27 protein-coding genes are annotated in these 23,509 nt (G+C 42.7%); 19 read left to right on the top strand and 8 right to left on the bottom strand.

Annotated elements, in window-relative coordinates:
- Positions 1 to 265 precede the first annotated feature (265 nt).
- The 5 genes from tsf to A11Q_RS00645 all read left to right on the top strand — a co-directional run bounded on the left by tsf (position 266) and on the right by A11Q_RS00645 (position 4,141).
- Positions 266 to 1,186, top strand: coding sequence for a translation elongation factor Ts (tsf, locus tag A11Q_RS00665; protein ID WP_015468845.1), 921 nt, complete (start codon positions 266 to 268; stop codon positions 1,184 to 1,186).
- A gap of 101 nt (positions 1,187 to 1,287) precedes the next feature.
- On the top strand, positions 1,288 to 2,001 hold the full coding sequence (gene pyrH, locus A11Q_RS00660; protein ID WP_015468844.1) for a UMP kinase: 714 nt from the start codon (positions 1,288 to 1,290) through the stop codon (positions 1,999 to 2,001).
- 47 nt (positions 2,002 to 2,048) lie between these two features.
- On the top strand, positions 2,049 to 2,606 hold the full coding sequence (frr, locus tag A11Q_RS00655) for a ribosome recycling factor (protein WP_015468843.1): 558 nt from the start codon (positions 2,049 to 2,051) through the stop codon (positions 2,604 to 2,606).
- 13 nt (positions 2,607 to 2,619) lie between these two features.
- Positions 2,620 to 3,348 (top strand): isoprenyl transferase, encoded by a 729-nt coding sequence (locus A11Q_RS00650; RefSeq protein WP_015468842.1) that lies wholly within the window; start codon positions 2,620 to 2,622, stop codon positions 3,346 to 3,348.
- Positions 3,329 to 4,141: a phosphatidate cytidylyltransferase gene (locus A11Q_RS00645; RefSeq protein ID WP_015468841.1), complete on the top strand. Its 813-nt coding sequence runs from the start codon at positions 3,329 to 3,331 to the stop codon at positions 4,139 to 4,141. Before A11Q_RS00650 ends, A11Q_RS00645 begins: the two co-directional genes overlap by 20 nt.
- A 113-nt stretch (positions 4,142 to 4,254) precedes the next feature.
- Here A11Q_RS00645 and A11Q_RS00640 read toward each other — a convergent pair whose 3' ends face one another.
- Positions 4,255 to 4,629, bottom strand: coding sequence for a hypothetical protein (locus A11Q_RS00640; protein WP_015468840.1), 375 nt, complete (start codon positions 4,627 to 4,629; stop codon positions 4,255 to 4,257).
- A gap of 128 nt (positions 4,630 to 4,757) precedes the next feature.
- Between A11Q_RS00640 and rseP the strand changes: the two genes are divergently transcribed.
- Genes rseP through A11Q_RS13220 form a run of 5 tightly spaced genes read left to right on the top strand, consistent with a single transcriptional unit; the run spans position 4,758 to position 9,661 of the window.
- On the top strand, positions 4,758 to 6,434 hold the full coding sequence (rseP, locus tag A11Q_RS00635) for an RIP metalloprotease RseP (protein ID WP_083860454.1): 1,677 nt from the start codon (positions 4,758 to 4,760) through the stop codon (positions 6,432 to 6,434).
- Positions 6,431 to 7,144: a tRNA (adenosine(37)-N6)-threonylcarbamoyltransferase complex dimerization subunit type 1 TsaB gene (tsaB, locus tag A11Q_RS00630; RefSeq protein ID WP_015468838.1), complete on the top strand. Its 714-nt coding sequence runs from the start codon at positions 6,431 to 6,433 to the stop codon at positions 7,142 to 7,144. Before rseP ends, tsaB begins: the two co-directional genes overlap by 4 nt.
- A gap of 57 nt (positions 7,145 to 7,201) precedes the next feature.
- Positions 7,202 to 7,975 carry a helix-turn-helix domain-containing protein gene (locus A11Q_RS00625; protein ID WP_015468837.1) on the top strand — a complete coding sequence of 258 codons (774 nt, stop codon included), beginning with the start codon at positions 7,202 to 7,204 and terminating at the stop codon, positions 7,973 to 7,975.
- On the top strand, positions 7,965 to 8,939 hold the full coding sequence (locus tag A11Q_RS00620; RefSeq protein ID WP_015468836.1) for an RluA family pseudouridine synthase: 975 nt from the start codon (positions 7,965 to 7,967) through the stop codon (positions 8,937 to 8,939). Before A11Q_RS00625 ends, A11Q_RS00620 begins: the two co-directional genes overlap by 11 nt.
- Positions 8,936 to 9,661 carry a purine nucleoside phosphorylase YfiH/LACC1 family protein gene (locus A11Q_RS13220; RefSeq protein WP_015468835.1) on the top strand — a complete coding sequence of 242 codons (726 nt, stop codon included), beginning with the start codon at positions 8,936 to 8,938 and terminating at the stop codon, positions 9,659 to 9,661. The genes A11Q_RS00620 and A11Q_RS13220 overlap by 4 nt, the downstream gene beginning before the upstream one ends.
- Positions 9,662 to 9,700: 39 nt before the next feature.
- On the opposite strand, the gene A11Q_RS00610 is transcribed toward A11Q_RS13220, so the two are convergent.
- Entirely contained in the window at positions 9,701 to 10,621 is a 921-nt protein-coding gene (locus A11Q_RS00610) for a S1/P1 nuclease (RefSeq protein ID WP_015468834.1), read from the bottom strand.
- A 160-nt stretch (positions 10,622 to 10,781) separates the two neighbouring features.
- Between A11Q_RS00610 and A11Q_RS00605 the strand changes: the two genes are divergently transcribed.
- From A11Q_RS00605 to A11Q_RS00570, 8 genes are all read left to right on the top strand, one after another.
- Entirely contained in the window at positions 10,782 to 11,162 is a 381-nt protein-coding gene (locus A11Q_RS00605) for an OsmC family protein (protein ID WP_015468833.1), read from the top strand.
- A gap of 16 nt (positions 11,163 to 11,178) precedes the next feature.
- Positions 11,179 to 12,075 (top strand): pirin family protein, encoded by an 897-nt coding sequence (locus tag A11Q_RS00600; protein ID WP_015468832.1) that lies wholly within the window; start codon positions 11,179 to 11,181, stop codon positions 12,073 to 12,075.
- An 18-nt stretch (positions 12,076 to 12,093) separates the two neighbouring features.
- Positions 12,094 to 14,463: a spermidine synthase family protein gene (locus tag A11Q_RS00595; protein ID WP_015468831.1), complete on the top strand. Its 2,370-nt coding sequence runs from the start codon at positions 12,094 to 12,096 to the stop codon at positions 14,461 to 14,463.
- A 60-nt stretch (positions 14,464 to 14,523) separates the two neighbouring features.
- Positions 14,524 to 15,297, top strand: a complete 774-nt coding sequence (locus A11Q_RS00590; RefSeq protein ID WP_015468830.1) for a ZIP family metal transporter — start codon at positions 14,524 to 14,526, stop codon at positions 15,295 to 15,297.
- A 128-nt stretch (positions 15,298 to 15,425) separates the two neighbouring features.
- On the top strand, positions 15,426 to 15,701 hold the full coding sequence (locus tag A11Q_RS00585) for a hypothetical protein (protein ID WP_015468829.1): 276 nt from the start codon (positions 15,426 to 15,428) through the stop codon (positions 15,699 to 15,701).
- 32 nt (positions 15,702 to 15,733) lie between these two features.
- On the top strand, positions 15,734 to 16,633 hold the full coding sequence (locus A11Q_RS00580; protein WP_015468828.1) for a DUF72 domain-containing protein: 900 nt from the start codon (positions 15,734 to 15,736) through the stop codon (positions 16,631 to 16,633).
- A 112-nt stretch (positions 16,634 to 16,745) separates the two neighbouring features.
- Positions 16,746 to 17,087, top strand: a complete 342-nt coding sequence (locus A11Q_RS00575; protein WP_015468827.1) for a hypothetical protein — start codon at positions 16,746 to 16,748, stop codon at positions 17,085 to 17,087.
- Positions 17,084 to 17,614 (top strand): Hsp20/alpha crystallin family protein, encoded by a 531-nt coding sequence (locus tag A11Q_RS00570; protein ID WP_015468826.1) that lies wholly within the window; start codon positions 17,084 to 17,086, stop codon positions 17,612 to 17,614. Before A11Q_RS00575 ends, A11Q_RS00570 begins: the two co-directional genes overlap by 4 nt.
- A gap of 73 nt (positions 17,615 to 17,687) precedes the next feature.
- Here the strand turns inward: A11Q_RS00570 and A11Q_RS00565 are convergent, their stop codons facing one another.
- The 5 genes from A11Q_RS00565 to A11Q_RS00545 all read right to left on the bottom strand — a co-directional run bounded on the left by A11Q_RS00565 (position 17,688) and on the right by A11Q_RS00545 (position 20,953).
- Positions 17,688 to 18,125 (bottom strand): GFA family protein, encoded by a 438-nt coding sequence (locus A11Q_RS00565; RefSeq protein ID WP_015468825.1) that lies wholly within the window; start codon positions 18,123 to 18,125, stop codon positions 17,688 to 17,690.
- 117 nt (positions 18,126 to 18,242) lie between these two features.
- Complete coding sequence (locus A11Q_RS00560; protein ID WP_015468824.1) at positions 18,243 to 18,734, bottom strand: tail fiber domain-containing protein; 492 nt, start codon at positions 18,732 to 18,734, stop codon at positions 18,243 to 18,245.
- 124 nt (positions 18,735 to 18,858) lie between these two features.
- Complete coding sequence (locus A11Q_RS00555) at positions 18,859 to 19,812, bottom strand: hypothetical protein (protein ID WP_015468823.1); 954 nt, start codon at positions 19,810 to 19,812, stop codon at positions 18,859 to 18,861.
- Between the two features lie 2 nt (positions 19,813 to 19,814).
- A complete protein-coding gene (locus tag A11Q_RS00550) occupies positions 19,815 to 20,189 on the bottom strand; it encodes a TIGR02147 family protein (protein ID WP_041574999.1) in 375 nt (124 codons plus the stop codon).
- 134 nt (positions 20,190 to 20,323) lie between these two features.
- The gene (locus A11Q_RS00545; RefSeq protein WP_015468821.1) at positions 20,324 to 20,953 is read right to left on the bottom strand and encodes a hypothetical protein; all 630 of its coding nucleotides are present in this window, start codon (positions 20,951 to 20,953) and stop codon (positions 20,324 to 20,326) included.
- A gap of 226 nt (positions 20,954 to 21,179) precedes the next feature.
- On the opposite strand from A11Q_RS00545, the gene A11Q_RS00540 reads away from it, so the two are divergent.
- Positions 21,180 to 22,388 carry a multidrug effflux MFS transporter gene (locus A11Q_RS00540; protein ID WP_015468820.1) on the top strand — a complete coding sequence of 403 codons (1,209 nt, stop codon included), beginning with the start codon at positions 21,180 to 21,182 and terminating at the stop codon, positions 22,386 to 22,388.
- Positions 22,389 to 22,395: 7 nt separating this feature from the next.
- Here A11Q_RS00540 and A11Q_RS00535 read toward each other — a convergent pair whose 3' ends face one another.
- The gene (locus tag A11Q_RS00535; protein WP_015468819.1) at positions 22,396 to 23,508 is read right to left on the bottom strand and encodes a hypothetical protein; all 1,113 of its coding nucleotides are present in this window, start codon (positions 23,506 to 23,508) and stop codon (positions 22,396 to 22,398) included.
- Position 23,509 lies beyond the last annotated feature (1 nt).

Raw genomic sequence — 23,509 nt, 5'->3', positions numbered from 1 at the left:
TGGTGCTAAAACTGATGCAGCTCCCGCAAAAAGCGCTGGACCAGCAGTTGTTAAAGCTAATAAAACTAGAAAATTGGTTGCTGCCGGAACTGCAGACTTAGTTGAAATCGAAGCTGAGTTGAATGAAGGCAAAGCTGAAGACTCTGCTGAGTAATCAGATTGATCCGCACATCGGCGCTGATAGCGCCGATTTACTTTATACGCATTAAAAAGAAAATTTAAACCTCCTGCCGCAACGGCGGGAGCAATCTTAAGGGAGATCCTCATGTCTATCTCTGCAAGCATGGTTAAAGAATTACGTGAAAAAACAAGCGCCGGTATGATGGATTGCAAAAAGGCTTTAGAAGAGTCTAAAGGCGATTTCGAAGCCGCTGTTGAATGGCTACGTGTTAAAGGACTTTCTGCTGCCGCGAAAAAAGCTGATCGCGTTGCTGCTGAAGGTTTAGTAAACGCTGCTACTGATGGAAAAGTTGCTGTAGTTGTTGAAATCAACTCTGAAACTGACTTCGTATCTCGTAATGACGGCTTCAAAGCTTTCGTTAACACAATCACTCAACACGCTCTAAAATCAACTTCTACAGCTCCAATTTTAGAACAAGAAATCTCTGCTGGTAAAACAGTAGGTGACTCTTTAAAAGAAGCGATTGCAACTATCGGTGAAAACTTAGTTATCCGTCGTACTGAAAAATACACTGTTACTGGCGAAGGTTTAGTACACACTTACATCCACGGCGAAGGTAAAATCGGCGTTATGGTTGAAGTAGGTGCTTCTTCTGCAGCGGCAGCAACTTCTGCTGAAGCAAAAACATTAGCTTCTGATGTTTGCTTGCATATCGCAGCGATGAATCCAATGGCTTTATCTCAAGACCAAATGGATGCAACTGTTGTTGCTAAAGAAAAAGAAATTCTGAAACAAAAAAATCTTGAGTCAGGTAAAAAAGCTGAAATGGTTGATAAAATCGTTGAAGGTCAAATCCGTAAGTTCTTGGCTGAAAACTGCTTATTAGACCAACCTTTTGTTAAAAATCCAGACTTAACTATCGGCGCATACGCTAAAGAGCTTTCTAAAAAAGCTGGTGGCGATCTAACAATCAAACGTTTCACACGTTTTGAATTAGGCGCTGGTATCGAGAAAAAAGTAGTAGACTTCGCTGCTGAAGTTGCTGCTCAAACAAAAACTCACTAGTTGAGTTTTTGTTTCTGATAAGAGCCAAGACTCCTTTTTGGTTTTTTGGCTCTTAAATTATATTCCTTTTATTTCTAACTTTTACCGAAAAGGAGCTGGTTTTGAAAAAATCAATTTATAAGAGAATTCTTCTTAAGTTGAGCGGAGAAGCTCTTGCCGGTAATCAAGGAACTGGGATTAACACCACAGTTATCCAACAAATTGCACAAGACATTAAGTTAGCCCACGAAACAGGAGTCGAAATTGGCTTAGTTATCGGTGGAGGTAACATCTTCCGCGGAATCGCCGCTTCTGCTCAAGGCATGGATCGCGCGAGTTCTGATTACATGGGAATGTTAGCTACTTGTATCAACTCATTGGCTTTACAAGATGCTCTTGAAAAAGCTGGAGTTCCAACCCGCGTGCAATCAGCAATTGAAATGGCTGAAATTGCTGAACCTTACATTCGCCGACGTGCCGTTCGCCACCTTGAAAAGAACCGCATCGTGATTTTTGCTGCAGGAACTGGAAATCCTTATTTCACAACTGATACCGCGGCTTCACTTCGCGCAATGGAAATCAACGCTGAAGTTTTAATGAAAGCAACGAAAGTAGATGGTATCTACGATAAAGACCCTGCGAAACATGCCGATGCAAAACGCTATGATAAAATCAGCTACATCGATGTGTTGAACCAAGGTTTACAGGTGATGGATTCAACTGCCATCAGCCTTTGTATGGACAATAAACTGCCAATTATGACTTTTGACCTTGCAAAGCCAGGTAACATCCTGAAAGCTGTACAAGGCGAAAATATTGGCACAATAGTACAATAAATCGTTTAATAACTATTATATCTTTTTGACCTGAAGAAGGAGAAACCATGTTAGACCAAGCTAAAACAACAGCACAAACTAAAATGGATAAAGTTATCGTTGGCTTAGGTGAAGAACTAAAAAAAGTTCGTACCGGTAAAGCTCAAGTTTCAATGTTAGATTCTATCCGCGTTAGTTACTACGGACAGTTAGCCCCTCTTAATCAAGTGGCTTCTGTATCAACTCCAGATGCGAAAACTTTCTTAATCGCGCCATGGGAAAGCTCTGTTTTAAAAGAAATCGAACAGGCTATCGTAAAATCAGATATCGGCATGGCTCCAATTAACGATGGTAAAGTTATCCGCTTAAAAGTTCCTGATTTAACTGAAGAGCGCCGCAAAGATTTAGCAAAACAAGTTAAAAAAATCGCTGAAGACTCGCGCGTTGCTGTTCGTTTGGCTCGTCGTGATGCCAACGAAGAAGTTAAAAAAGCTTTGAAAGACAAAGTTGTCAGCGAAGATGAAGCTAAAAAAGCCGAAGCTGATATCCAAAAAATCACTGACGATTCGATCAAAAAAATCGACCAAATCGCTGATGAAAAAGAGAAATCAATCTTAACTATCTAGTTGAGACATTAAGATGCTGATGAAACTTCAACATATAGCCATTATAATGGACGGAAACGGGCGCTGGGCTCAATTGCGAGACAAACCCCGTACTTTTGGACACATTAAAGGCGTACGTGTCGCGAAGCAAATCATCACACATGCTTCTGATTTAGGTCTTAAGAATTTAACTCTTTATGCATTCAGTTCTGAAAACTGGCTAAGACCACAGACGGAAGTGGCTCTATTGATGGTCCTACTTGATCGCTACCTAAAAAAAGAATCGGAAAATCTTCATAAGAAAAATATCCGCTTTGATGTTATTGGCGATACCAGCAAATTGCCGTCTCATATCCAATCTTCTATTAATCGCACCAAAGAAATGACGAAGAATAATACGGGCTTACACGTGTCCTTTGCGTTGAGCTACGGCTCGCGCCAAGAACTTGTTTTAGCCGCGCAAAAATTAGCTCGCAAAGTTCAATCTGGTGAAATGTCAGTAGAACAAATCAACGAAACCAGTATTGCTGATTCCTTGATGACAGCTGGCACACCAGATCCGGATTTAGTTATCCGCACAAGTGGTGAGGCGCGCCTTTCTAACTTCTTGTTATGGCAAGCTTCATACAGCGAGCTTTATTTTACTCCGACGCTTTGGCCTGACTTTAAGGCTGAAGATTTCAATGCGGCCATCACTCACTACTTGGGACGCGAAAGACGTTTTGGAAAGGTTCTTCCTAAAAATGACGAATCTTTCGTTTAGAGTTCTTTCGGCGGTTATTGCCTTAGCTATCTTTATTCCAACTGTTTATTTCGGACGCGAACACGGAATCTATGTATTAGCCCTTTTTGTGGTTGCGCGTGGTGCTTTTGAAATGGCGCGAATGTTGTTTGCCGATCGCTATCCTAAATTTGTGAAACGCCTTTTTGTAGCCATGGTCACTTCTGTATTTCTGATCATCACCCAAGATCAATTGAAGTCTGCGGCTAACTTTGCATTTACTTTCAGTTTTGTTCTGATTGCCAGCTTCGGTATCTTCTTACATAAACAGTTCAAAGATCTTGAGCAGATTCTGACTTTTGCGACACGCAACTCGCTGGGCATGATCTACATCTGTTATTTACCAGCCACTGTCGTGTGGACGACTCAGACAGAGTATGGTGTGACATGGTTTATTTGCCTCTTGTCTGTGGTTTTCGCTGGGGATATTGGAGCTTATCTGTTCGGTATGACGATGGGACGCAATAAAATTGCTCCGGATCTTTCGCCGAAGAAAAGCGTTGAAGGCTCTATTGGTGGTTTGCTGTTTTCCATTTTTGTCGGTGTGGCTTTTCACTGGTTGATTCCGACGACACCTGTTTATGTGATGGCTCTGTGTGGTCTTTTCGGCGGATTCTTCGGCCAAGTTGGTGATTTCTTTGAATCATTAATTAAACGCGTTTCGGGCGTAAAAGATTCAGGCTCGATCATGCCCGGTCATGGTGGAGTTTTAGATCGTCTTGATGGCGTTCTGTTCGCGGCTCCGGTCTTTTACTTTGCCGCGACTTATTTTTAGGTGCCAGGCCCTGTTTACGGACGCATTGAGTTATCGCTTTAATACTGCTCTGTGTGGTCTTGCCCTGGTTCTTATAAAGTTTTAATTACCTCTAATGGATCCAATCTAATCTACTAATCTAGATAACAAATTCCTGACATTTTATTGGCGTATGGAGTCTGTGGGTTCACGACGATGGATTTGAATCCGCCATTGGCGTCTTGAGTGGTGGAAACGGTGATCACGATATTTTGCTCGCCGAAGCCTTCATCTAATTGAAATTTATAAAGCTCACCTGCGGCTGGGGGAAAAACTAAATTTGGAATTTGGCGTTCCGGCGCTCCTTGAAAAGCGGCCCAACTGTAGGCCCCGATTTTTTGTTCGGGTGTCACTTGAGTTTTAGAGTTCAACATCACAACACCCATCATGCCAAAGCCACACTCTAAAGTGCCCGCTAGAGCAGGAAGCCCAATCGACATCATTAAACAAATAAGTACGATATTTTTCATTCCCCTATTGCAGCAAGAATCTCATAGTGAGTCAAATGCCACGGGCACAGACCTAAGCCTCGTCGTGAATTCACCCCTGTGGCCCCGTTTTGTGGACGCCGCCACCCCACTTATATAGACTAGAAGACATGATGTATTTAGCTTCAATCCTAGGGTTTTTATATACGAACATTTTACCTTTTATCATCCTTTTGGGGATCCTCATCTTCGTTCACGAATTAGGTCACTTTGCGGTCGCTCGCATGTGTGGCGTTCGTGTTGAAGTTTTCTCGTTAGGATTTGGTAAAAAAATCTTCAGCTTCAGACGTGGAGACACCACTTATTGTATTTCATTAATTCCGCTTGGTGGTTACGTCAAAATGTTTGGCGAACAAGGCAGCCAAGAGATTAAAACCGAAGAAGATCGCAAGGTCGCCTACTCTTACAAAAATCCATGGCAACGTATCGCCATCGTCGCAGCGGGTCCGCTGATGAACTTCTTCTTTGCGGCGTTTGTTTTTGCATTGATCGCTCAAATGGGTGAACAAACCAAGGCTCCGGTGATTGAAGATGTCGCCGCAGGTTCCATTGCCGCTACAGCGGGATTCCAAGCTGGCGATCGTATTCTGAAAGTCGGATCAAACTCTATTGCGAGCTATGAGGACTTCCAAAAGCAATTGAATGAAAATCAAAATGCGACTGTTGAAGTTGTGGTAAAAAATCCTGAGGGTGTCGAAAGAGCTGTTAACGTCAATGTGGCCTCAGCTAATAATCCCAATATCTTTTCAATGAGTTCACGTATTGGACAAATCGAAGGCCTATTGCCTTACGCACGTAGTGCGGCTGTTGCGGTGATGACGGGAACTCCGGCTTATGAGCTGGGATTCCGCAGTGGCGACCAAATCACTGCTGTGAATGGTACGACGGTGCCTCGTTGGGTGAACTTAGTGGCTTCTTTTGATTCTGCCGCTACGGATTTGAATGTCACTTTGAATCGCCCGTCAGCAGAGATTGATGGCAAAGTTCAAAATACCGAGATGTCGATTGTTGTTCCTTTAAAAACTTTGAAGAAAGCTAAATCCGTTCAGGGTTTTGGTTTCGACAACACAGAGCTTTATCTGGACATGGTAGTGAAAGATTCTCCGGCAGACAAAGCGGGCTTACAGAAATTCGATAAAGTGATTTCGATCAACCAAGTTCCTATCACAAAATGGGATGATATCTCGAATACCATTCGTTCGTTTAATGGAACGGACGCAATGACTTTTGTGATTCAACGTGATGGCGCTGAAATGATTAAGAAAATTACTCCGCAAATCACCGAGCTCAACACAGCATTCGGTGGCATCGACAAACGCTTTACTGTGGGGATTACTCCGTATCTGGTATTCACTGAACCGGAAATGACAGTCGTGCATTCGGCTTCGATTTTTCATTCAGTGGCTAAAGGATTTCAGCGCACAGTGGACGTATCGGTTATGACGGTGATGTCCTTTGTGCGTCTTTTCCAAGGTGAAGTCTCTGTAAAAAATGTCGGTGGTATGGTGACGATCGGTAAAGTAGCGAAAGATTCTTTTGAAATCGGAGCGCAAGCGTTCCTGATGACGATGGGTATTCTTTCTGTCAGCTTATTCATCTTAAATCTTTTGCCAATTCCGGTTTTAGATGGTGGACACTTAGTTTTTTACACAATTGAATTGATTAAAGGCTCTCCGTTAAGTCTGAAGAAAATCGAGATGGCTCAGCAAGTGGGCTTAGTGTTATTGTTAGCGTTGATGATTCTGGCGCAGTTCAATGACATCGTAAAATTCCTCTTTAAATCATGATTATTCTGGCATGTGAAACCAGTACGCTGTTAGGCAGTGTGGCCGTCATCGAAGACGGCCGCGTGCTTGCCAGTGTTGAATCCATGCGACAGGGTTCCCACTCGGATATTTTAAATACTTTCACAGCAGAAGCTTTGAAAAAAGCGGGAAAAACTCTGCAGGATGTGGATCTATTTGCCACGGGTATCGGACCCGGAAGTTTTACGGGAATTCGTATTTGCTTAAACACCATTAAAAGTTTTGCTTACTGTTTTCAAAAACCAGTTGTCGGTATCAGCTCTTTGCAAACACTCGCCGAGCAAGCTCATCACATTTTAAGTGCGGGCGCAGCAACCACGTCAACAGTCGTCAGCATGATTAACGCCTACAAAAATATGGTTTATGTGGCTACCTATCAGCAAAAAGATGGACAACTTGTTGAAGTGAAAGCACCAGAAGTAGTGCGTGTTCAAAACCTTGGAAGTTATGTCACAGAAAACTCTTGGGTTTGTGGCGATGGCTATGCCGCTTACGAAAAGTTTTTCTCTGATGATTTAAAGGCGAAACTCTTACGTCATCCTCAAATACCAGACGAGCCCCATGCCCAGACCTTAGGCTTGCTGGCGACAAAACAAAAATCTATTTCATGGGGAGAGTTGCTTCCCTTATACCTCAGATCCTCAGAGGCAGAAGAAAACTTGAAAGGAATAAAGTATCAGCCATTAAATTGAGCAATACTTAAGTATTAAGTTGATTCTACCAAAGAAGCTCTTTTAAAATTAGGGCTGATGGAAACAGAGCGCAATACAGAGAATAATACTCAGTGCAATTACTACGAGCTTCTTGGAATTTCGGAAAGCGCAACGCAACAAGAAATTCTAGTAGCTTATCAAAAAGCAAAGAAAACTTACTCTGCTGAAAACAAAGCTCTGTCTTCAGTTTTTACTCCAGAAGAAGCGACTCAATTGCGTACTCTTATTGAAGAAGCTTACGAAGTTCTCAGCAACAACACCTATCGCAATATTTACGAGCGCCGTGTATTAGCTAGCACTTATCAAAAAGTAGATCTCAGCGCAGAGTCGATTAAATCTGCGAGCGATTCTTTATTTCAACGTGTGACTCCTCCGGTTGTCAGCATGACAGCAGAGCCTGAAAGCACGACATCAAATGTTGAAATGACTCCAGCTGTGGAAACAGTGGCACCCGTTGCGGCTGCTTCTGTGCAAAAAGCTGTAGAAAAACCAGTAGCAGCGCCTGTTCATCCAGATGCTCCTGTTATTGATCCTGCTTACGAAGCTTTACTTGCCGACAAGAAAGAATGGACAGGCCAAGATTTAAAAGCTGTTCGTGAATATCGTAAGCTTTCTTTCGATGAATTAACTGATATCACAAAGATCAACCCTTGGTATATTGCTGCTATCGAAGATATGGATCCGGCAAATCTTCCAGTAGCGGTTTTTGTTCGCGGCTATGTCGTACAATTGGCGAAAGCTCTTGGCTTAAAAGATAAACTTGTAGCCGAGTCTTACATGCGCCACTTCAGAAAGAAGATTGAAAACTAATTCTGTTTTCTCTCTGACAGTTTCTGCTGACGATGCCGGTTCTCGCCTAGATAAATTTCTTTCTTCACTTGAAGATGTCTCTTCCAGAAACTATGCAAAACATCTTATCGAAGATAATCGCGTTCTAGTTAATGGCAAAGTGGTAAAACCCTCTTTTGCTTTAAGCGAAGGACAGGTTGTTGAAATTCACTTTCCTGAATTACAAAGTACAGAACTAAAACCCTACAATTTAAAGCTCGATATTGTGTTTGAAGATGAGCACGTTTTAGTTGTGAACAAACCCAGCGGCCTTGTGGTGCATCCGGCGGCAGGACATCAGCAGGACACATTAGTAAACGCACTTCTGCATCACACCACTGATCTTTCAATGAAGAATGAAATTCGACCAGGAATTGTTCATCGTATTGATAAAGAAACAAGTGGCTTACTTGTTGTCGCCAAAAATGATGTGGCCCATGAGGCTTTAGCTCAGCAGTTTAAAAATAAAACCACTCATCGTGTGTACTACGCTGTTTTGCAAGGGCAGCTTCCCAAAACACAGGGCACGATCAAGTCGTATCTGGGGCGACACCCCGTTGATAGAAAACGATTCTCTTCAGTGAAAGAAAATAACCGCGTTATCACAGATGCAGACTTAGTTCTGCCGCATGCCAAATGGGCCGTAACTCATTTTTCAAAGATTTCACAACACTCGAATATGAGCTACGTTCGTCTGCAATTAGAAACAGGACGCACCCACCAAATCCGCGTGCACATGAGCGAACAAGGTCATCCTCTGGTGGGTGACACCACTTATGGCTTTTCCGCGAAGCGCATGAAAGAGCTGGGACTTAACCGCTTCTTTTTACATGCTGCCGAGCTGGGATTTACTCATCCCATCACCAAAGAGGATTTACTCTTTAAGATCCCTTGGCCAGAGGCAGACCGCACTCTGTTGGTTCAATGGGGCTTTGAAAAACCATGACTCCGGCAAAAAACTCATGGTCTAACTCTATAAAAACTTTTGGTGACTTTGGTTGCGGATTTCAAAATGACGACTATCTGGTTTTTTTCGGAAATAAAAATGCTGATCTGGCCAAGCTACAAAGTGAATTTCCCCAGTTGTCGTTTCGACGTATTCGCCAAACACACTCAGATATTGTCATAGACAGTGTTCCCGATAGTTTAACTCTTGCTTTTGAAAACCTGCCGGAAGCTGATGCCCACTTCACTGCACAAAAGAATCAGAGCCTTTTAATTTTAACGGCCGACTGTTTACCCATTATGATTTACTGTAGGCAAACTCACCGCGTGGCCGCAGTTCACGCCGGCTGGCGCGGGGTCGAAAATCGCATCGCTGAAAAAACCTTAGCTCAGCTGATCCGCACGGGAAGCGATCAAAAAGATTTTCTGATTTGGGTTGGGCCCCACATACAACAAGATAGCTTTGAAGCCGGAACCGATGCTTTTAATTTGTTATCACAGGCTCATCGTGGGCTAGAGCCTAATAGTTACTTTTATCAAAAGTCAGATAAGTACTTTATTGATTTGAATTTGATCGTGAAGTCACAAATAGATCATGTCGTAGGAAAAAGTTCTGATGTCTGGTTTTCTGATGATGATACGAAAGCCAATCCGAATTATTTTTCTTATCGACGCGATCAAAAAACAAAACTGCGCAATCTTAGTTTTATTGCGCTGTTTTAATTTTTGAAATTAAATTTTCAGTGACAATTTTAGTGTCTTTTAATGTCGTGGTTTTAACGAGACGAATTCTGTAAAGTCACCCACAATACGAATGATCCCACGACGTAGAGTCTCTAACGGCTGAGTGGTTTTTTCTTGATTCACCAATCGGCGAGCCACGTGCGCTATACGTAAACCCGCAAGATAAATTCTTTGATCGACGATATCAGAAAAGCGATCTGTATAGGCCTGTTCAGAGTCATCTTTGTAGGTGTAAGCATCAACACGGGGAACCATCGACTCGTGCATCCAATCATCATAACGAGTGAAAGCACTTACTGGTGGTCTATAGTCTTTAAACTTTTTCATTAAGTATTCAGCGTAGACTGTCGCTTGATCTTGTTGTGGCAAAAGTGAATCTGCACTATGAGCAAAAAGATCTCGGTGTGCTAAATAGATAATCTGCGAATCCCAAACACTGTGTAATGAGGTATCAAAATCCAACCATCTTAGACGCACTTTATTCCCACCATTATCTTCAACACGACCCGTGTGTAAAGGTTGGTGGATGTCTCCGACAAAGTGGATGGCAAATTTTAGTGCGTTCTCTTTATCTATCTTGCTGGCAAACGGATCTTTCATGGTGTCTTCAGCTACATATAGAGCTTCGATTAAACCACCAACACGACGAGTGGCCTCATCTTGTCTGTCTAGATTTTGTAAGTAAGTGTAATTGTCTGGAGCTTTTTCAAAGTGATACCAGATCGTGAACTTCCATTCGGAATTTCCACGGGCGGCATCAGCCCACACCGCTGCGTCTGCGATGCTTCCTCCGTTTAGAATTTCATTAACTTTGGCGCGAGTGTCGCGATCCATAAATTGCCACGCAATTTGCGCAGACGTTTTATGGCCTAAGGCCCCCCAGCACCATCCTTGAGCTGTAGCTAGTAACAGTGTCCCTATCACTATGAAATGCTTCATGCATACCACCTATTTGATATTCCTAATCAGAATAATAAATTGCGGGAAATGCAAGATATTCTAAATCGACACACCCTATCGAACATCGCGACCATCATCTGGTGCACAGCAGATGATTTTATATTAAGCTCGTTAATACTATTTATTGTTTGAGGTGTTTATGATTGCAGCAAAAAGAGCCCATGATTTAGCCGCCCTTATTCAAACCGCGACGCACCAGTTTTTATCTGGAGTCAAAGAAGCCTCTGGCGGAAAAGACGAGGGACCAGATCCCCACGAGATGTTAGAAGGTGCTCTAGCGGCTTGTACTATTATCACAGTGCAAATGTACGCTAATCGTAAACAGTGGCCACTGGTTTCAACTCACGTGAAGATTACAATTACTTCTGAAACGAAAGAATCTACTGTTATTCAACGGGATATTTCTTTTGAAGGTGATTTAACTGACGAACAACGACAACAACTTTTCGTGATTGCCAATAAGTGTCCGATTCATCGCCTATTGCACAGTCAGATTCAAATCAACTCGGCCTTAACTTGATTTATAGGGAGTCCACATGAGCAGCGATCGACTTTTTATTCCTAGCCGCGAAACAGATCTTGGTGACCTCAGTGTTCGCCGCGTTCTTCCTTATGCGGCCAGACGCATGGTCGGACCTTTTATTTTTTTCGACCACATGGGACCGGCAGAATTTCATGACGGACAAGCCATGGATGTTCGCCCTCACCCACATATCAACTTAGCAACAGTAACTTATCTGTTTGAAGGCTCTATTCAGCATCGTGACAGTTTAGGCTCTGATCAGATCATCGAACCTGGAGCTATTAATTGGATGACGGCGGGAAAAGGAATTGTTCACTCAGAAAGAACTCCGGCCAATGAGCGTCAACATGACACCCACCTGCATGGCATTCAGCTTTGGGTGGCCATGCCAGAAGAGCTGGAAGAGTGCGAGCCCAGCTTCATTCACTATCCGAAAACAGATTTACCCGAGTTTGAAACAAACGGCGTTCGCATGAAACTTCTTTTAGGAACGGCTTTAGGGAAGAAAAGCCCTGTGCTGGTGCATTCAGATATGTTCTATCTAGAAGTTCCAATAATGAAAGGTCAGTCGTTCCCGTTTCCTGTCGAAGCACGTGAGGCAGCTGTGTATACAGTTGCCGGAAAAGTGCAAGTGGATGATCTAGAAGTTCCACAGTACTCTATGCTGACAAGTGTGGACTTAAAAGACTTTACTGTTACTGCTCTTGAAGACTCACACATTATGATTCTAGGTGGAAAACATTTAGGACCACGCCATATTTTTTGGAACTTTGTTTCTAGTTCTAAAGAGCGTATCGAAGAAGCTAAGCTCGCGTGGGCTAACGGACCACAGAATGGAAATCCTCGTTTCACCCCTATCGTTGGGGATGATCATGAGTTTATTCCTCTTCCAAACCCCATTCAAAAATAAATATTACGTTAGGGAAAAATGCGCAGCCTGTTTACTAATCGTGATTCTTGGCCAATTTACTTTTTAAGTGCTGCTATCTTTGCACTTCTGGTTTTTATTTCCCCAGTGGTTTCAAGTCTTCTATTAGGCGCGCAACTTCAAAGTGTGTTTTTGGCTCCGCTTTTAGGTTTTGCACTTTGCACCAGCCTTTTTTTGCTCTTTCAAAAAACCTCTCTGCGTATTCCATTTGGCTCTTCCGCTGTTTTAGTGTTCTTTTCGGTTTTATTTTTGTTTCTAGCCTTGGTGCAAACACAGCTCCACTTCGATCAGACTTTTATCGCCAATCTGTCGGCTTCTAACGAAAACCCCTATCTTAAGTTTTTATTTGAACAGCAGATTTTTGAACGCATTCGAACTGCTGTCGTTTTCTTTTTGCTTTTACCTTTTTTCTTTTATTCATTCTTTCTAATGTCTGTCCTGTCCAAGACGACGGATGTTGTAAAAGTTTATCGTCAAGAGGTTGTTGGTGCTTTAAGTGGAACACTATTAAGTGTTCTTATTTTAGAAAGCTTGGGATTTAGATCTACGCTGCTTTTTATTTTCACCTTGATCTTTATCGCTCTATTAGGGCTTTTTCGGCGGAAAGTCTTTCTAGTCACGGTAAGTATCTGTTATGCGCTGACTCTTGGAATCTTGTTTTTAAAGCCGGCGTGGGTGACACCGCAAAGAAATATCCATCTGATTGTTCGCGACTATCAAATGAAATCGAAAGTGGATCTTATCCACGAAGATTGGACCACTTTTGCTAAGGTCCAAACATTTGATGTCGAAGACCCCGTGCGAAAAAACTACTCTATAATTTCCATCGGGGATGGAACAGGTCTAGCGGGAATTCCCAATATTCCTTTGCCATTCCCTATCACCACATTAGGAAAAGCCACTGTGGCCTTGAAACCCCAAGCTGACACGGCTGCCGTTCTTTTTGCAGGTGCGGGACGTGACTTGCGTGATTTAGATGTGGCCTACAAGGGTAAAGCTCAGCTGCTTGGAATCGAAATCAACAGTAAGATCATCAAGCAGGCGCAACTTGACCGCTACGGCAATTCCAAACAGTTTCTAGAGCAAGATCATATTGATCTTCGCCGCATGGAAGCACGCCACTTTTTAGAAAACCAATTAGATGGCTATCCTGATGCTTTTGATATCCTTTTGTTTTCATGGTCCGGCGCCACAGTGGCCCATTATGCAGGAAGTATTGCCCACACCACTCAGTTTGCTTTTACGTCAGAGGCGATTGAACAGGCTCTCAAAAAAGTTAAACCAGAAGGCTTTTTGATTATTGCCGGAGGCTCTAAGGTCAATATTCTACTGACGATGAAGGAGCTTGAAGCAAAAGGACATCTTTCCCCTCTGGCACCTTCTGTTTTATTGTTAGGCCCTTATCAGAACTATGTGGGTGACTGGAAACGCTCTTGGGATGATCTGATTTTAGTTTGGAAAAATGGACCTATCACAGAGGATGAGGTTTCACGTTTAAAGGCGGCGAATCTTATGTCGCATGAAGTGATTTTGTCTCCGTTTGAAAGTCAGGTGGATGATCTGCGTGATCTGGTGTCTTCTGCAAACTACGAAGAAAATATGCTCTCACTTCGTCAGGCCGGTGGGAACTATTTTGATATTTTCACTGACGACCGCCCCTTTGTTTATAATGGCGCAGCCCCTCTTTCATTATTAGAAACTCAATTCTGGAAGAATGCGCTTTATTCTTTTGGACAAAAACAATTCTTTAGCAACACGTCCACAGTTCTGATTCTAGGTTTATTATTTACTGCTTTGACCTTTTTGTTTTTTGTATTCAAATCTCGAAAGCAGTCCTCTTTTATTTCACGCCTCAATATCGGTGTTGTGGCGATCTTGTGCGGTCTTCTGGGTGCTGGTCTACAATCTTTAATTTTATTCCGACTTCTGCTTTTTATTGATAATCCCACACTATCCCTTTTGGTCGGTGTGTGTGGTGGATTTTTAGGTGCTTGGATCGGGACTTATATCATTCGCCATCTTTCGTTTTTTAAAGTTATTTTATCCACAGCTTTTTTCTGCATAGTCTTTTTATTGGGCTTCCAGTATTTCTCGTTTCCTTTTTTACTTTTAAGTTTTGCATTGGCCTGCATGTCCTATGGTGCGTTCTTTCCTTTGTACTTAGCTCAGTCACAGAAGATATCGAAAGACCTCTTACTCTTCGTATGGAGTCTCGATGCTTGGGGTACAGTTTTAGGAGCCTTACTTCTACCACTTTATTTAGAGAACATGGGATTTCAGGAAACACAAAAATTCTTATTTGTTTTACTGGTGATTCTTTTGTCTTTATCACTTCTTAACAAAAGAATCTTTGCGCGGACAAACGTCTAGAATCCGTGACCCTAGAGTTGCGGACTTACACTCTGTAAGAATACCTCTTAACATAAGCTTATGGATTGGTCACTTCTACTTATTGGATGTCTTGTTACTGCACTCAGTACTGGTATCGGTGCCTTGCCTGTTATTTTCCTTCATCGCGCTTCAGATAAAGTTCGTGACAGCTTAATGGGTTTCAGTGCTGGCATCATGTTAGCCGCCTCTTCATTTTCATTAATTATTCCCGCGCTGACGTTAGGAACAGAAACTCTTGGCAGTAAATCTTCTGCTGCCATCTATGTTGGTATTTGCTTTTTGGTTGGCGGTATTTTCTTGGATTTATGTAATCGCTTTATTCCCCATGAACACTTTGTTTCTGGCCCAGAGGGAAAAGTTTCGAGTCATCAGTTAAAGCGTATTTGGCTTTTCGTTTTTGCTATTACACTTCATAACTTCCCCGAAGGATTAGCTGTTGGCAGTGGGACTGGAAGCCACGAAATTTCTTTGGCGGCACCGATTTTATTCGGCATCGGGCTACAAGATATCCCAGAAGGCTTCATCGTGGCTTTTGCCTTAGTGGGCATTGGCTATTCCCGCTGGCAGGCTATGTTCGTGGCTTTTGTCACAGGGCTTGTGGAAGCTGCTGCTGCTGTTATTGGTTTCTTTGCTACGAGCATGGTACAGACACTGCTTCCGTGGTCTTTAGCCTTTGCGGGCGGAGCCATGATCTATGTGGTCAGCAACGAAATCATTCCCGAAAGCCATCGAAAGCCCCATGCCCATCTGGCCACGCAGGGCTTGATGTTTGGATTCGTGCTGATGATGATCTTGGATGTCACCTTAGGTTAACTGGCGCCTTTCCACTGTCAAATTTCTAGACAGACTTGGAAGAAATATCTGAAATTTTTTAAGTCGTCGGCTGCCCCTTGCGCTCTTTCTGTGGCTTCTGTAAAACAAAGCCATTTGAAGGAGTTCCTATGAAATCGATTTTAGTTCTATCCCTTTTAACTTTATCTGTAACTTTGCCTTCTGTATCTTCATTCGCACAAAAGTACGATGGTGATATGGGTGAAATCTACTTAAGCTGGTGCGAACAAGGCAATGTGATTCAAAATTCATTGCAAGGTCCTGTTATCAAAAAGAACTGTGCTGCTTCACAACAGGTTTGCAAAGGTGACCAAAGAACCTCTGGTAAGAACGTGATCTACACAGCGACTTGTGCTGATGCAGATGTTCGCTACGGACGCGAGTAGTTCCCACTTCGCTATTATTTATGTTGTAATTTATGGAGTTCGGTAAACTTCAAGATGTCAGCCATGTGGATTGGACACTTCCGTTAGACTCAGAGTTAAGTCTGCGGTTTGTACGTCAACAGGCCAAAGTTGAAAATACCGCGACAGAGTATCGCTTAGGAACTCCGGCATGGGCCCACAAAGAGTGGGTCGGTTTGATTTATCCTCCGAAAACATCTGCGGCAGATTACCTTTATCATTATTCACGCGCCTATGGTTCGATCGAACTTAATACGTCCCATTACCGCATTCCCTCTGCGGAACAAACAGCGAAGTGGCGGTCTCAGGTTCCTGCTGATTTTTTATTTTGCTCGAAAGTGTTTCAAGAGATCTCGCATCGACGTCATGGGCTTAGCGATCGAGGACTGCTTTCGACGTGGTATGACTATTTAAAAACCCTAGAAAACAATCGCGGACCTAGTTTTATTCAGTTTCCTCCACACTTTGACTACAACTCAAAAGCGCTTTTATTTCAGTTTCTAAAACAATGGCCCGATGATTTTGAATTAGCACTGGAGCTTCGACACCCCAGTTGGCTTCAAGACCGACAGATTCTTCCCGCATTGACAGAATATCTACAAACACGACGTATTGGATTGGTGATCACCGATGTGGCGGGACGACGCGATCTGCTTCATACATCTATTAGCAGCGACTTTACGATGATTCGTTTTATCGGGAATGACTTGCATCCCAGCGACACCACCCGCATGGCGGATTGGGCCGAAAGATTAAAAGCTTGGTCCGATGAAGGACTTAAGCGTGTTTTCTTTTTTGTACATGAGCCCGATGATATCAAAGCCCCACAGATGACTCAGATTACTATTCAGCAGCTACGCGAAGCTGGTGCTGCTGATTTAGATCCCTTAAACTTTTATACTTTTGTCACTTAGTCTCTGTCCTAATAACTATTGAAAATTATTGATATTTTTTTCTGTACTCAAATCCAGCTTGACAGTTTTTTAGGTCAACTCATTTTATATTTTAGAAATTAAGGAGGTTTATATGATGGCTTTTAAAGGCATCTTAGCATCTTTAATTGTGCCGATGCCGCTACGTGAAATGTTCAGACGACTGATAGTTTTTTTAGGTTATCTTGCTTTATTTGCAATCATGCTCGGTATAAGGCCGCATGTCAGCGAAGCTCAAGAACGACTAAACCCGTGGAATAGCTCTTGGAATTGGCCGATTCCCATTCAACAAAGCCCTTTGCTATCACCTCTGGTTATGTCGAGCTGTGAAAAGTTCGATAACAAAAATTTTTCATCGCTGAACTTGACAAATTTTAATACGAAAAAAAAATTTCAATGCAACCAACAACCACAACATAAAGGAGGTCTACAATGAGAACATTAACACCTTATTGGAACACACGCAGTTTAGCTGCCGATCTCATCAACGAGATGGATAGCTTTTTTTCGGATTTTCAGAATGAAGCCCCTACTCGTCATCTTTATGATGAACGCAGCTTTAATCCTGCCTGCGAAATCACAGAGGCCGAAGATCATTATGTCATGAGCCTCGATATCCCCGGCATGAGCAAAGAGGACATCAAATTAGAACTGAACGAAAACACTTTAACTGTTTCTGGTGAACGTAAACGTGAAGTTGTCAGTGATAAGAAGTTACGTGTTCAACGCTATGAAAAGTCCTACGGGTTCTTCAAACGTAGCTTCACTTTACCCGCCTCTGTAGATAGTGAAAAGGTGGAGGCTCATTACGAACAAGGAGTTTTAGAGTTGTATTTACCGAAAACGGCTGCTGCAAAACCGAAACAGATCGAAATCAAAACGGGCCAGAGCGGCTTCTTAAATAAACTCTTAAGCCCACGCAAGTCTTCAGATCAAGCCAAAGATACAAGCTCTGCATCCTAAGTCTTCCTTAGCCGTTTGAGGCCCGAATCTTACCCTGCTATAGAGGTTATCGCTCCTCATAGCGGGGTAATCTTTATGTATTGGTCGGAATACCTAATGAAGCCAAGAAATCTGCTTCTGTTAGACGAAGTGTCTTATTACCGAATTCATAGCTGGCTGGCTTTTTATCAATATAGATCTCTGTAGCGAAGTGCATTTTGCTGACATCATTTTTTTCATCCAATGAACCAGCACAGATATAGTGTGACCTTTGTTCTTTCATTCTAAAAAACAAAGATGTCCCACATGACTTACAAAAACCCCGCTCACCCCAATCACTTGAGCTGTACAATCCGATATTTTCTTCACCTTTGAATTTCACGGAAGTTCCCGCATCGAAAGACATATTCACGCCTCCAGACCAGCGGCGACACATGCCACAGTGGCAAACATGAAACTCTGCTTTTTCCATTTGTGCTTCGTAAGAAACAACTCCGCATAGACAACGGCCTGATACTGTTTGAGATGACATTTGATTTCCTCCTGCGATGATGAATGCCTCAGAGGATACCACTTCCAAATGGCTGAGGGCAGTCATGAGATTTTTACCTTTAGAAACCTCAACTTCAGGCGAGTCTAAATTTTCCTATTACTTAGAGCTTTGACTTGGGACTGTTTTCAACTCAATCCCGATATGGGCGTACTTCACTGCATAATATCCATTAGGCATTAAAACCACAGAACTCGGATCTTTCTTCAATACCTCTTGGGCCATAACGCCACGATAGCGCTGACCATTCCCTAAGTTCTCTGGCGCGTCTTTGATATATTCGAACTCATAAATATTGTAACCATTTTCTTGTCCTACATAAGTCACATTAGTTTTCAAACGCTCATCAGAATAAGCTTGGTTACACATGTTCACACAGCCATTGTAATCAAAGCCCGGAGACGTCGACCCCCCAATAGCGCAACAGTATAAACAGCCACTGTGTCCATCACACATTTTCAAACCATAGGCTCGCATACTACCGTCTAAATTCTTAAAGGCTGCTCCAATGGCGTAAACTCCAACTTGGGCTACTGCCAAAGTCGAAATAATACGACTTGCTCCTTTTAAAAATTGCCGACGGCTTTGCATCCTAGTACTTCCAGTTCTTGATATTTATCTTTTATTCTAGAGTAGTTTTACTAGAAACCGTCTAGAAAGTTATTTTTTCGCCCTCTGTTCTCGATATGAGAAGGAATTTTTGTAACCTTACAGGTTATTTTTCTTTCATCTTATTGCTCATACCCTCACTTACATTATCACTGACAGCTAAATAGCTCTGTGGCACTAACTGTAGGTATTGTTCTGGAAAAGGAAACAGTTTTTCCAGCGGGCGACGGAAGAGCTCATCAAATGCCGTTCCATATTGTCGTCCATGTTTCTTATCGTAGTGCTGTCGGACTAACTCGAAGCCTGTGAACTTGTTCACACGGGGCTGAACACGAAATCCCCCTTGCTGATAACTTTTTACTTTTTCAGAGTACGTGTATTCTTCTTCTCGAGTTATCTGTCTATTCACATATTTCTGCATCACTTCTAATTTCAAAAAACTGGCAATTAATTCTGGGGAATAAAGAAAAAACCATGGCACCCCTGCCCTTTGATTTATCGTAAAAAAATTAAAGTAGCTGGTGTGTAATTCCCCGGGAAGTCCAACAAAATACCAGTGTTCAGCTTTCCAGATCGGAGCAATAGGATTTCCTGCAAGGATTGGAATGCCATCTATCTGTTCCAACAGCCACATATGGGCCGCCAGTTGAGGAGACGGACAGGCATAGTGCTGTGCCACTTCGTAAAACTTTCCCGATTCAAAAAAATGAAGCACATCCAAATCTACGAAAGAGTAGGAAACACCCAGTGCCTCACACTTTTCTATATTTGTGCTAATATCAAACTGGTTCAGGTTGTTTAAAAAACGTAAGAAGACAGCCTCACAGGGCACCTTGGCCGCGGCAAAGGCCTGCAACATACTTTCACTGTCGATTCCCCCAGAAAGGCAAAGCTTTATCTTCTCTTTTTGTGTTTCGTGAATATAGCGCGCGCAGTAAACCGCTTCAGAGAAAGGAGTTTCCACCTCACGAGTTAAGGCGCCACACTGAACTAAAAAAGTATCCGGTGCGGAATCAACCCTTCCGTAGATGAAGTGATTATTCTGGGTTAGCTCTAACATGATTACTCGGAAGCTCGATGTAACTTAAAAACTTGAGTTCCATTTTTTTCAAAATAATTATGTTGTGCATTTTTGATTCTTTGGGCCACGATTTCTTTTGCGGCCTCTTCTGCGATATCACAGAAGATGACTAAATCTAAAAAATAAGCGGCCTCGCACAAAGGCATCTGTAGTTTTTTAGTAATTCGGGAAGCACTTTCTAAAGACATTCTTCTTTTGTTCTTCAATGTCAGCGAAAGTGTTTGCGGGGTTAAACCTAAGTCCCGCGCAAAAGCACGTAAAGAATAACTTTTATTGGCCTTTTGCTTTTGGTGAAAAAAATCTTTAAGAAATCCGCGATAACTTTCATGTTCATAAATACAGATCGACATGTTCATGTTTACGTTTTAGCACAGAGTATTTAGAAGATCTTAATGACTCGCGACCTAACGGAACGGAATAAAAAAGGGAGTCTGTGAAATCGACTCCCTTTGATTTGAATTTATATGAATGAAACTCAACCTTTACAAAACTACTTACAACCCTCGATAGCCTTATCCATCGCTGTGGTTGAAGAATACGTCGCATAATAGCGATCAAAAAGTGTTCGTAGACAAGACTGAGACCCTGATGACAATTGAGAAACCGCTTTTGCCTTATCCATTGCTGCCGTTGATGACAAAGAGATATAGTACTTATCAAAAGCAAAACTCAGTAGCTCCACTTTGTTTCTCATTGGCAATGAAGCCACAGTTCCTGCTTTGTCCATTGCCGCCGTCGATGACAAAGCAACATAGTATTTGTCGAAAGCTAGTTTTAAAACCGGAACATCTGTTACCGATCTACAAAGCTTAATCGCCTTGTCAGTCGCAACACCTGATGAATTAGATGTAAAATATTTTTCGTAAGCGTAGTTAAAGCATTCACCTTTATTACCGCCATCACCACCACTTTGACGTAATTTCACAAGGGCATCTTCTAAGTCGTTACGTACACTTCTTAAAGTTTCTGTGGATGCATTCGCTGTTGACGCTTCATCACGGATAGTTCTTGCTAATTGCGTGATTTCAGAAATCAACTGATGGTTATTTGGATTGCTGCTTTGAGCATGACTGTAACTTACTGAACAAACTAAAAGTGCGCATAAAAGCACTGTTTTCATAGGTGGTCCCCCTTAATCTTTCGTCTTACTGATCTTGTTGGACCGCTTGTAGCATATTCTTCTAAATTTGAACTTGATTATTTTAAGGCAGCTCTTAGGACGCAGATTTGAACCCGATTCGTGAATATTTTTCACTTAGCTAGCTTATAACCAACATATTTCCGTTGTTTGCCAGCTCTGAACAAAGGTGACATACTCGCCACCATTCCTGACAACAGAGGTCTATATGACGAATCAAAAGAATTTAAGCAAATCTGAATTTGTAGCCCTTATGGCATTTCTAACCGCGATCATTGCCCTAGCCATCGATAGTATGCTTCCCGCGTTTCCTAACATCGCCGAAACATACCAATTGCAATCTTCAGATCAAACGCAACTGATTGTTGCCATCTTGTTTCTAGGATTTGGTTTAGGCCAGTTGCTCTTCGGTCCGCTGTCAGATGTGTATGGTCGAAAGAATCCCATCTACTTCGGCTTAGCTACTTTCGTTGTCGGTGCCATTCTTTCAGGGTTTGCCCCAAACTATGAGTTATTCTTATTAGGGCGCTTCCTACAGGGCTTCGGCGGAGCGGCTCCGCGAGTTATTTCTATCGCTTTGGTACGCGATCAATATGTCGGCAATGCTATGGCACAGATCACGTCACTGATTATGACGATCTTTATCTTAGTTCCTGCTGTAGCGCCGTCATTAGGTCAGGGCATTTTATTCTTTGCTAGCTGGCGTGCCATCTTTATCGCCTTGTGTGCGATGGGTGTTATCACATGGATTTGGTTCGGCTTACGCCAACAGGAAACCTTACCCAAGAACCTCAGAAAAAAACCTTCTGTGAAACAAATTCTAGCGGATGCCCGCGAAACCTTCAGTCACACCACCACGATCGCCTGCATGGTGTCTTCAGGCCTGTTGTTCGGCGTCTTTATCGGTTACCTTGGGGCCGTTCAAGATATCTTCGCTTCGATTTTTAATGCGGCGGAAAGATTTCCTCTTTACTTCGGGATGTTGGCTCTTTCTTTAGGGACTGCTTCTTTTTTCAACTCGCAACTGGTGATGAAGTTCGGGATGCGCCGTTTGATTTTTACAGCTTTCATCAGCATGGCTATTTTGTCGAATCTGTTTGTGATCTATCTTTTGAAGTTTCAAACGGGGAATCCGCCACTGGCCGTCTTTATGACTTACATGATGTTAACATTTTTATCGGTCGGATTCTTGTTCGGAAACCTAAATGCTTTGGCAATGCAACCTCTGGGACGCGTTGCCGGAATGGGCTCGGCTCTTTTAGGTTGCTCGCAAACAATTATCTCGGTTGTTATCGGAGTCGGCCTTGGCCGCTTCTTCCATGATGATGTGGTCCCGCTGGTATTGAGCTTCGGCGCGATCAGCTTGATCTGCCTGCTGATTCTGGCGCGCTGGACGACAGGAAAGCCTGCCGTTTAGTTTTTTGTTAGTAACCCGCGCAATAATATCCGTACGTCGATTTCACGACGGCGGCATTGCGCTCGAGTGTCCAATTCAACGGGCTGGATATTTTGGATTTTAACTTCTGGCAGACACTGTCACCTAAAATACCGAACTGATCACGATCATAGCCTTGGCGTCCCGTTAACGCTAAGTGGATCGCAAAACGGGGTTCGCTATTGTCTGTAGTTATTTCTTCTAAACGAATAGCTTCCACACCACCACAGCATGCGGCTTCTGATTTGGCGAGGACGACTTGTAAAGTTTCAATATTCAAAGCTCGGCTGTAGGAAGCCGAATTCTGCAAAGTAGACGCGCAATTTGCTAACGTGTTTTTATTCGCCTGTATGATGTTCCCTGCCAGTGCACGACTGAGCTGAAAGGACTCTTCATCATTTTGAATTCCGATATGATAAAGATGGCTGACCTCGTGCAAAATAATTCGTGTAATTGTTTCTACCGCACTTGTATCAGATTCATTGTTGAATGTATCAAATAACTTTTTTTGTAACGAGACATAGCCTTGTGTTTCACTAGAACCTCGGAAGTCCGCCATCAGCGGCTCTAGTCCCAAAAGACCATTGGCGTAGGTTTGCTCGGTAGGGCTTAGGCGAATCTGCAAAATATTCTGTATCAATTGTGCTTTTGAAGGATATTGCTTCTGCCACTTGGATTGAAGCAGTTGAAATTCCTCTTCGGAAATTTCATTTAGAAAATTTAAGATAAGCTTCACCGAATTCACGATATGCTGAATCGCTGCACGGCTGTAAGAGAATCCTCCCCCACCAACACCGGGCCCTTCTTTAATCGCGGCCATCAGCATTTCAATACTGACCGCGCCTTGAGCTTGATCCGATTTCATTTGCTTTTCTAATAGCTCAACATTGGGATCTAATACGATATAGCGATTGGACATATTGGGATGCTCTTTCATCTGTAGACTTGAGCTGTGTCCTTGTGCTTGTGCGAACAAAGAAGAACTTAACAACACGGCCATTATTAATTTTTTAAAAATCGCCGATGGCTGAATTTGAAGTAGCTGATTTTGAAGTGGCTGAATCTGAAGCTTCTTAGCATTTGTTTTAGCATGTGTTTTCAAG

The sequence above is a fragment of the Pseudobdellovibrio exovorus JSS genome (assembly GCF_000348725.1).
GTDB classification, from domain to species: domain Bacteria; phylum Bdellovibrionota; class Bdellovibrionia; order Bdellovibrionales; family Bdellovibrionaceae; genus Pseudobdellovibrio; species Pseudobdellovibrio exovorus.
The sequence above is the reverse complement of the archived record's forward strand: the minus strand, read 5'-3'. Positions and strand labels throughout refer to the sequence as shown.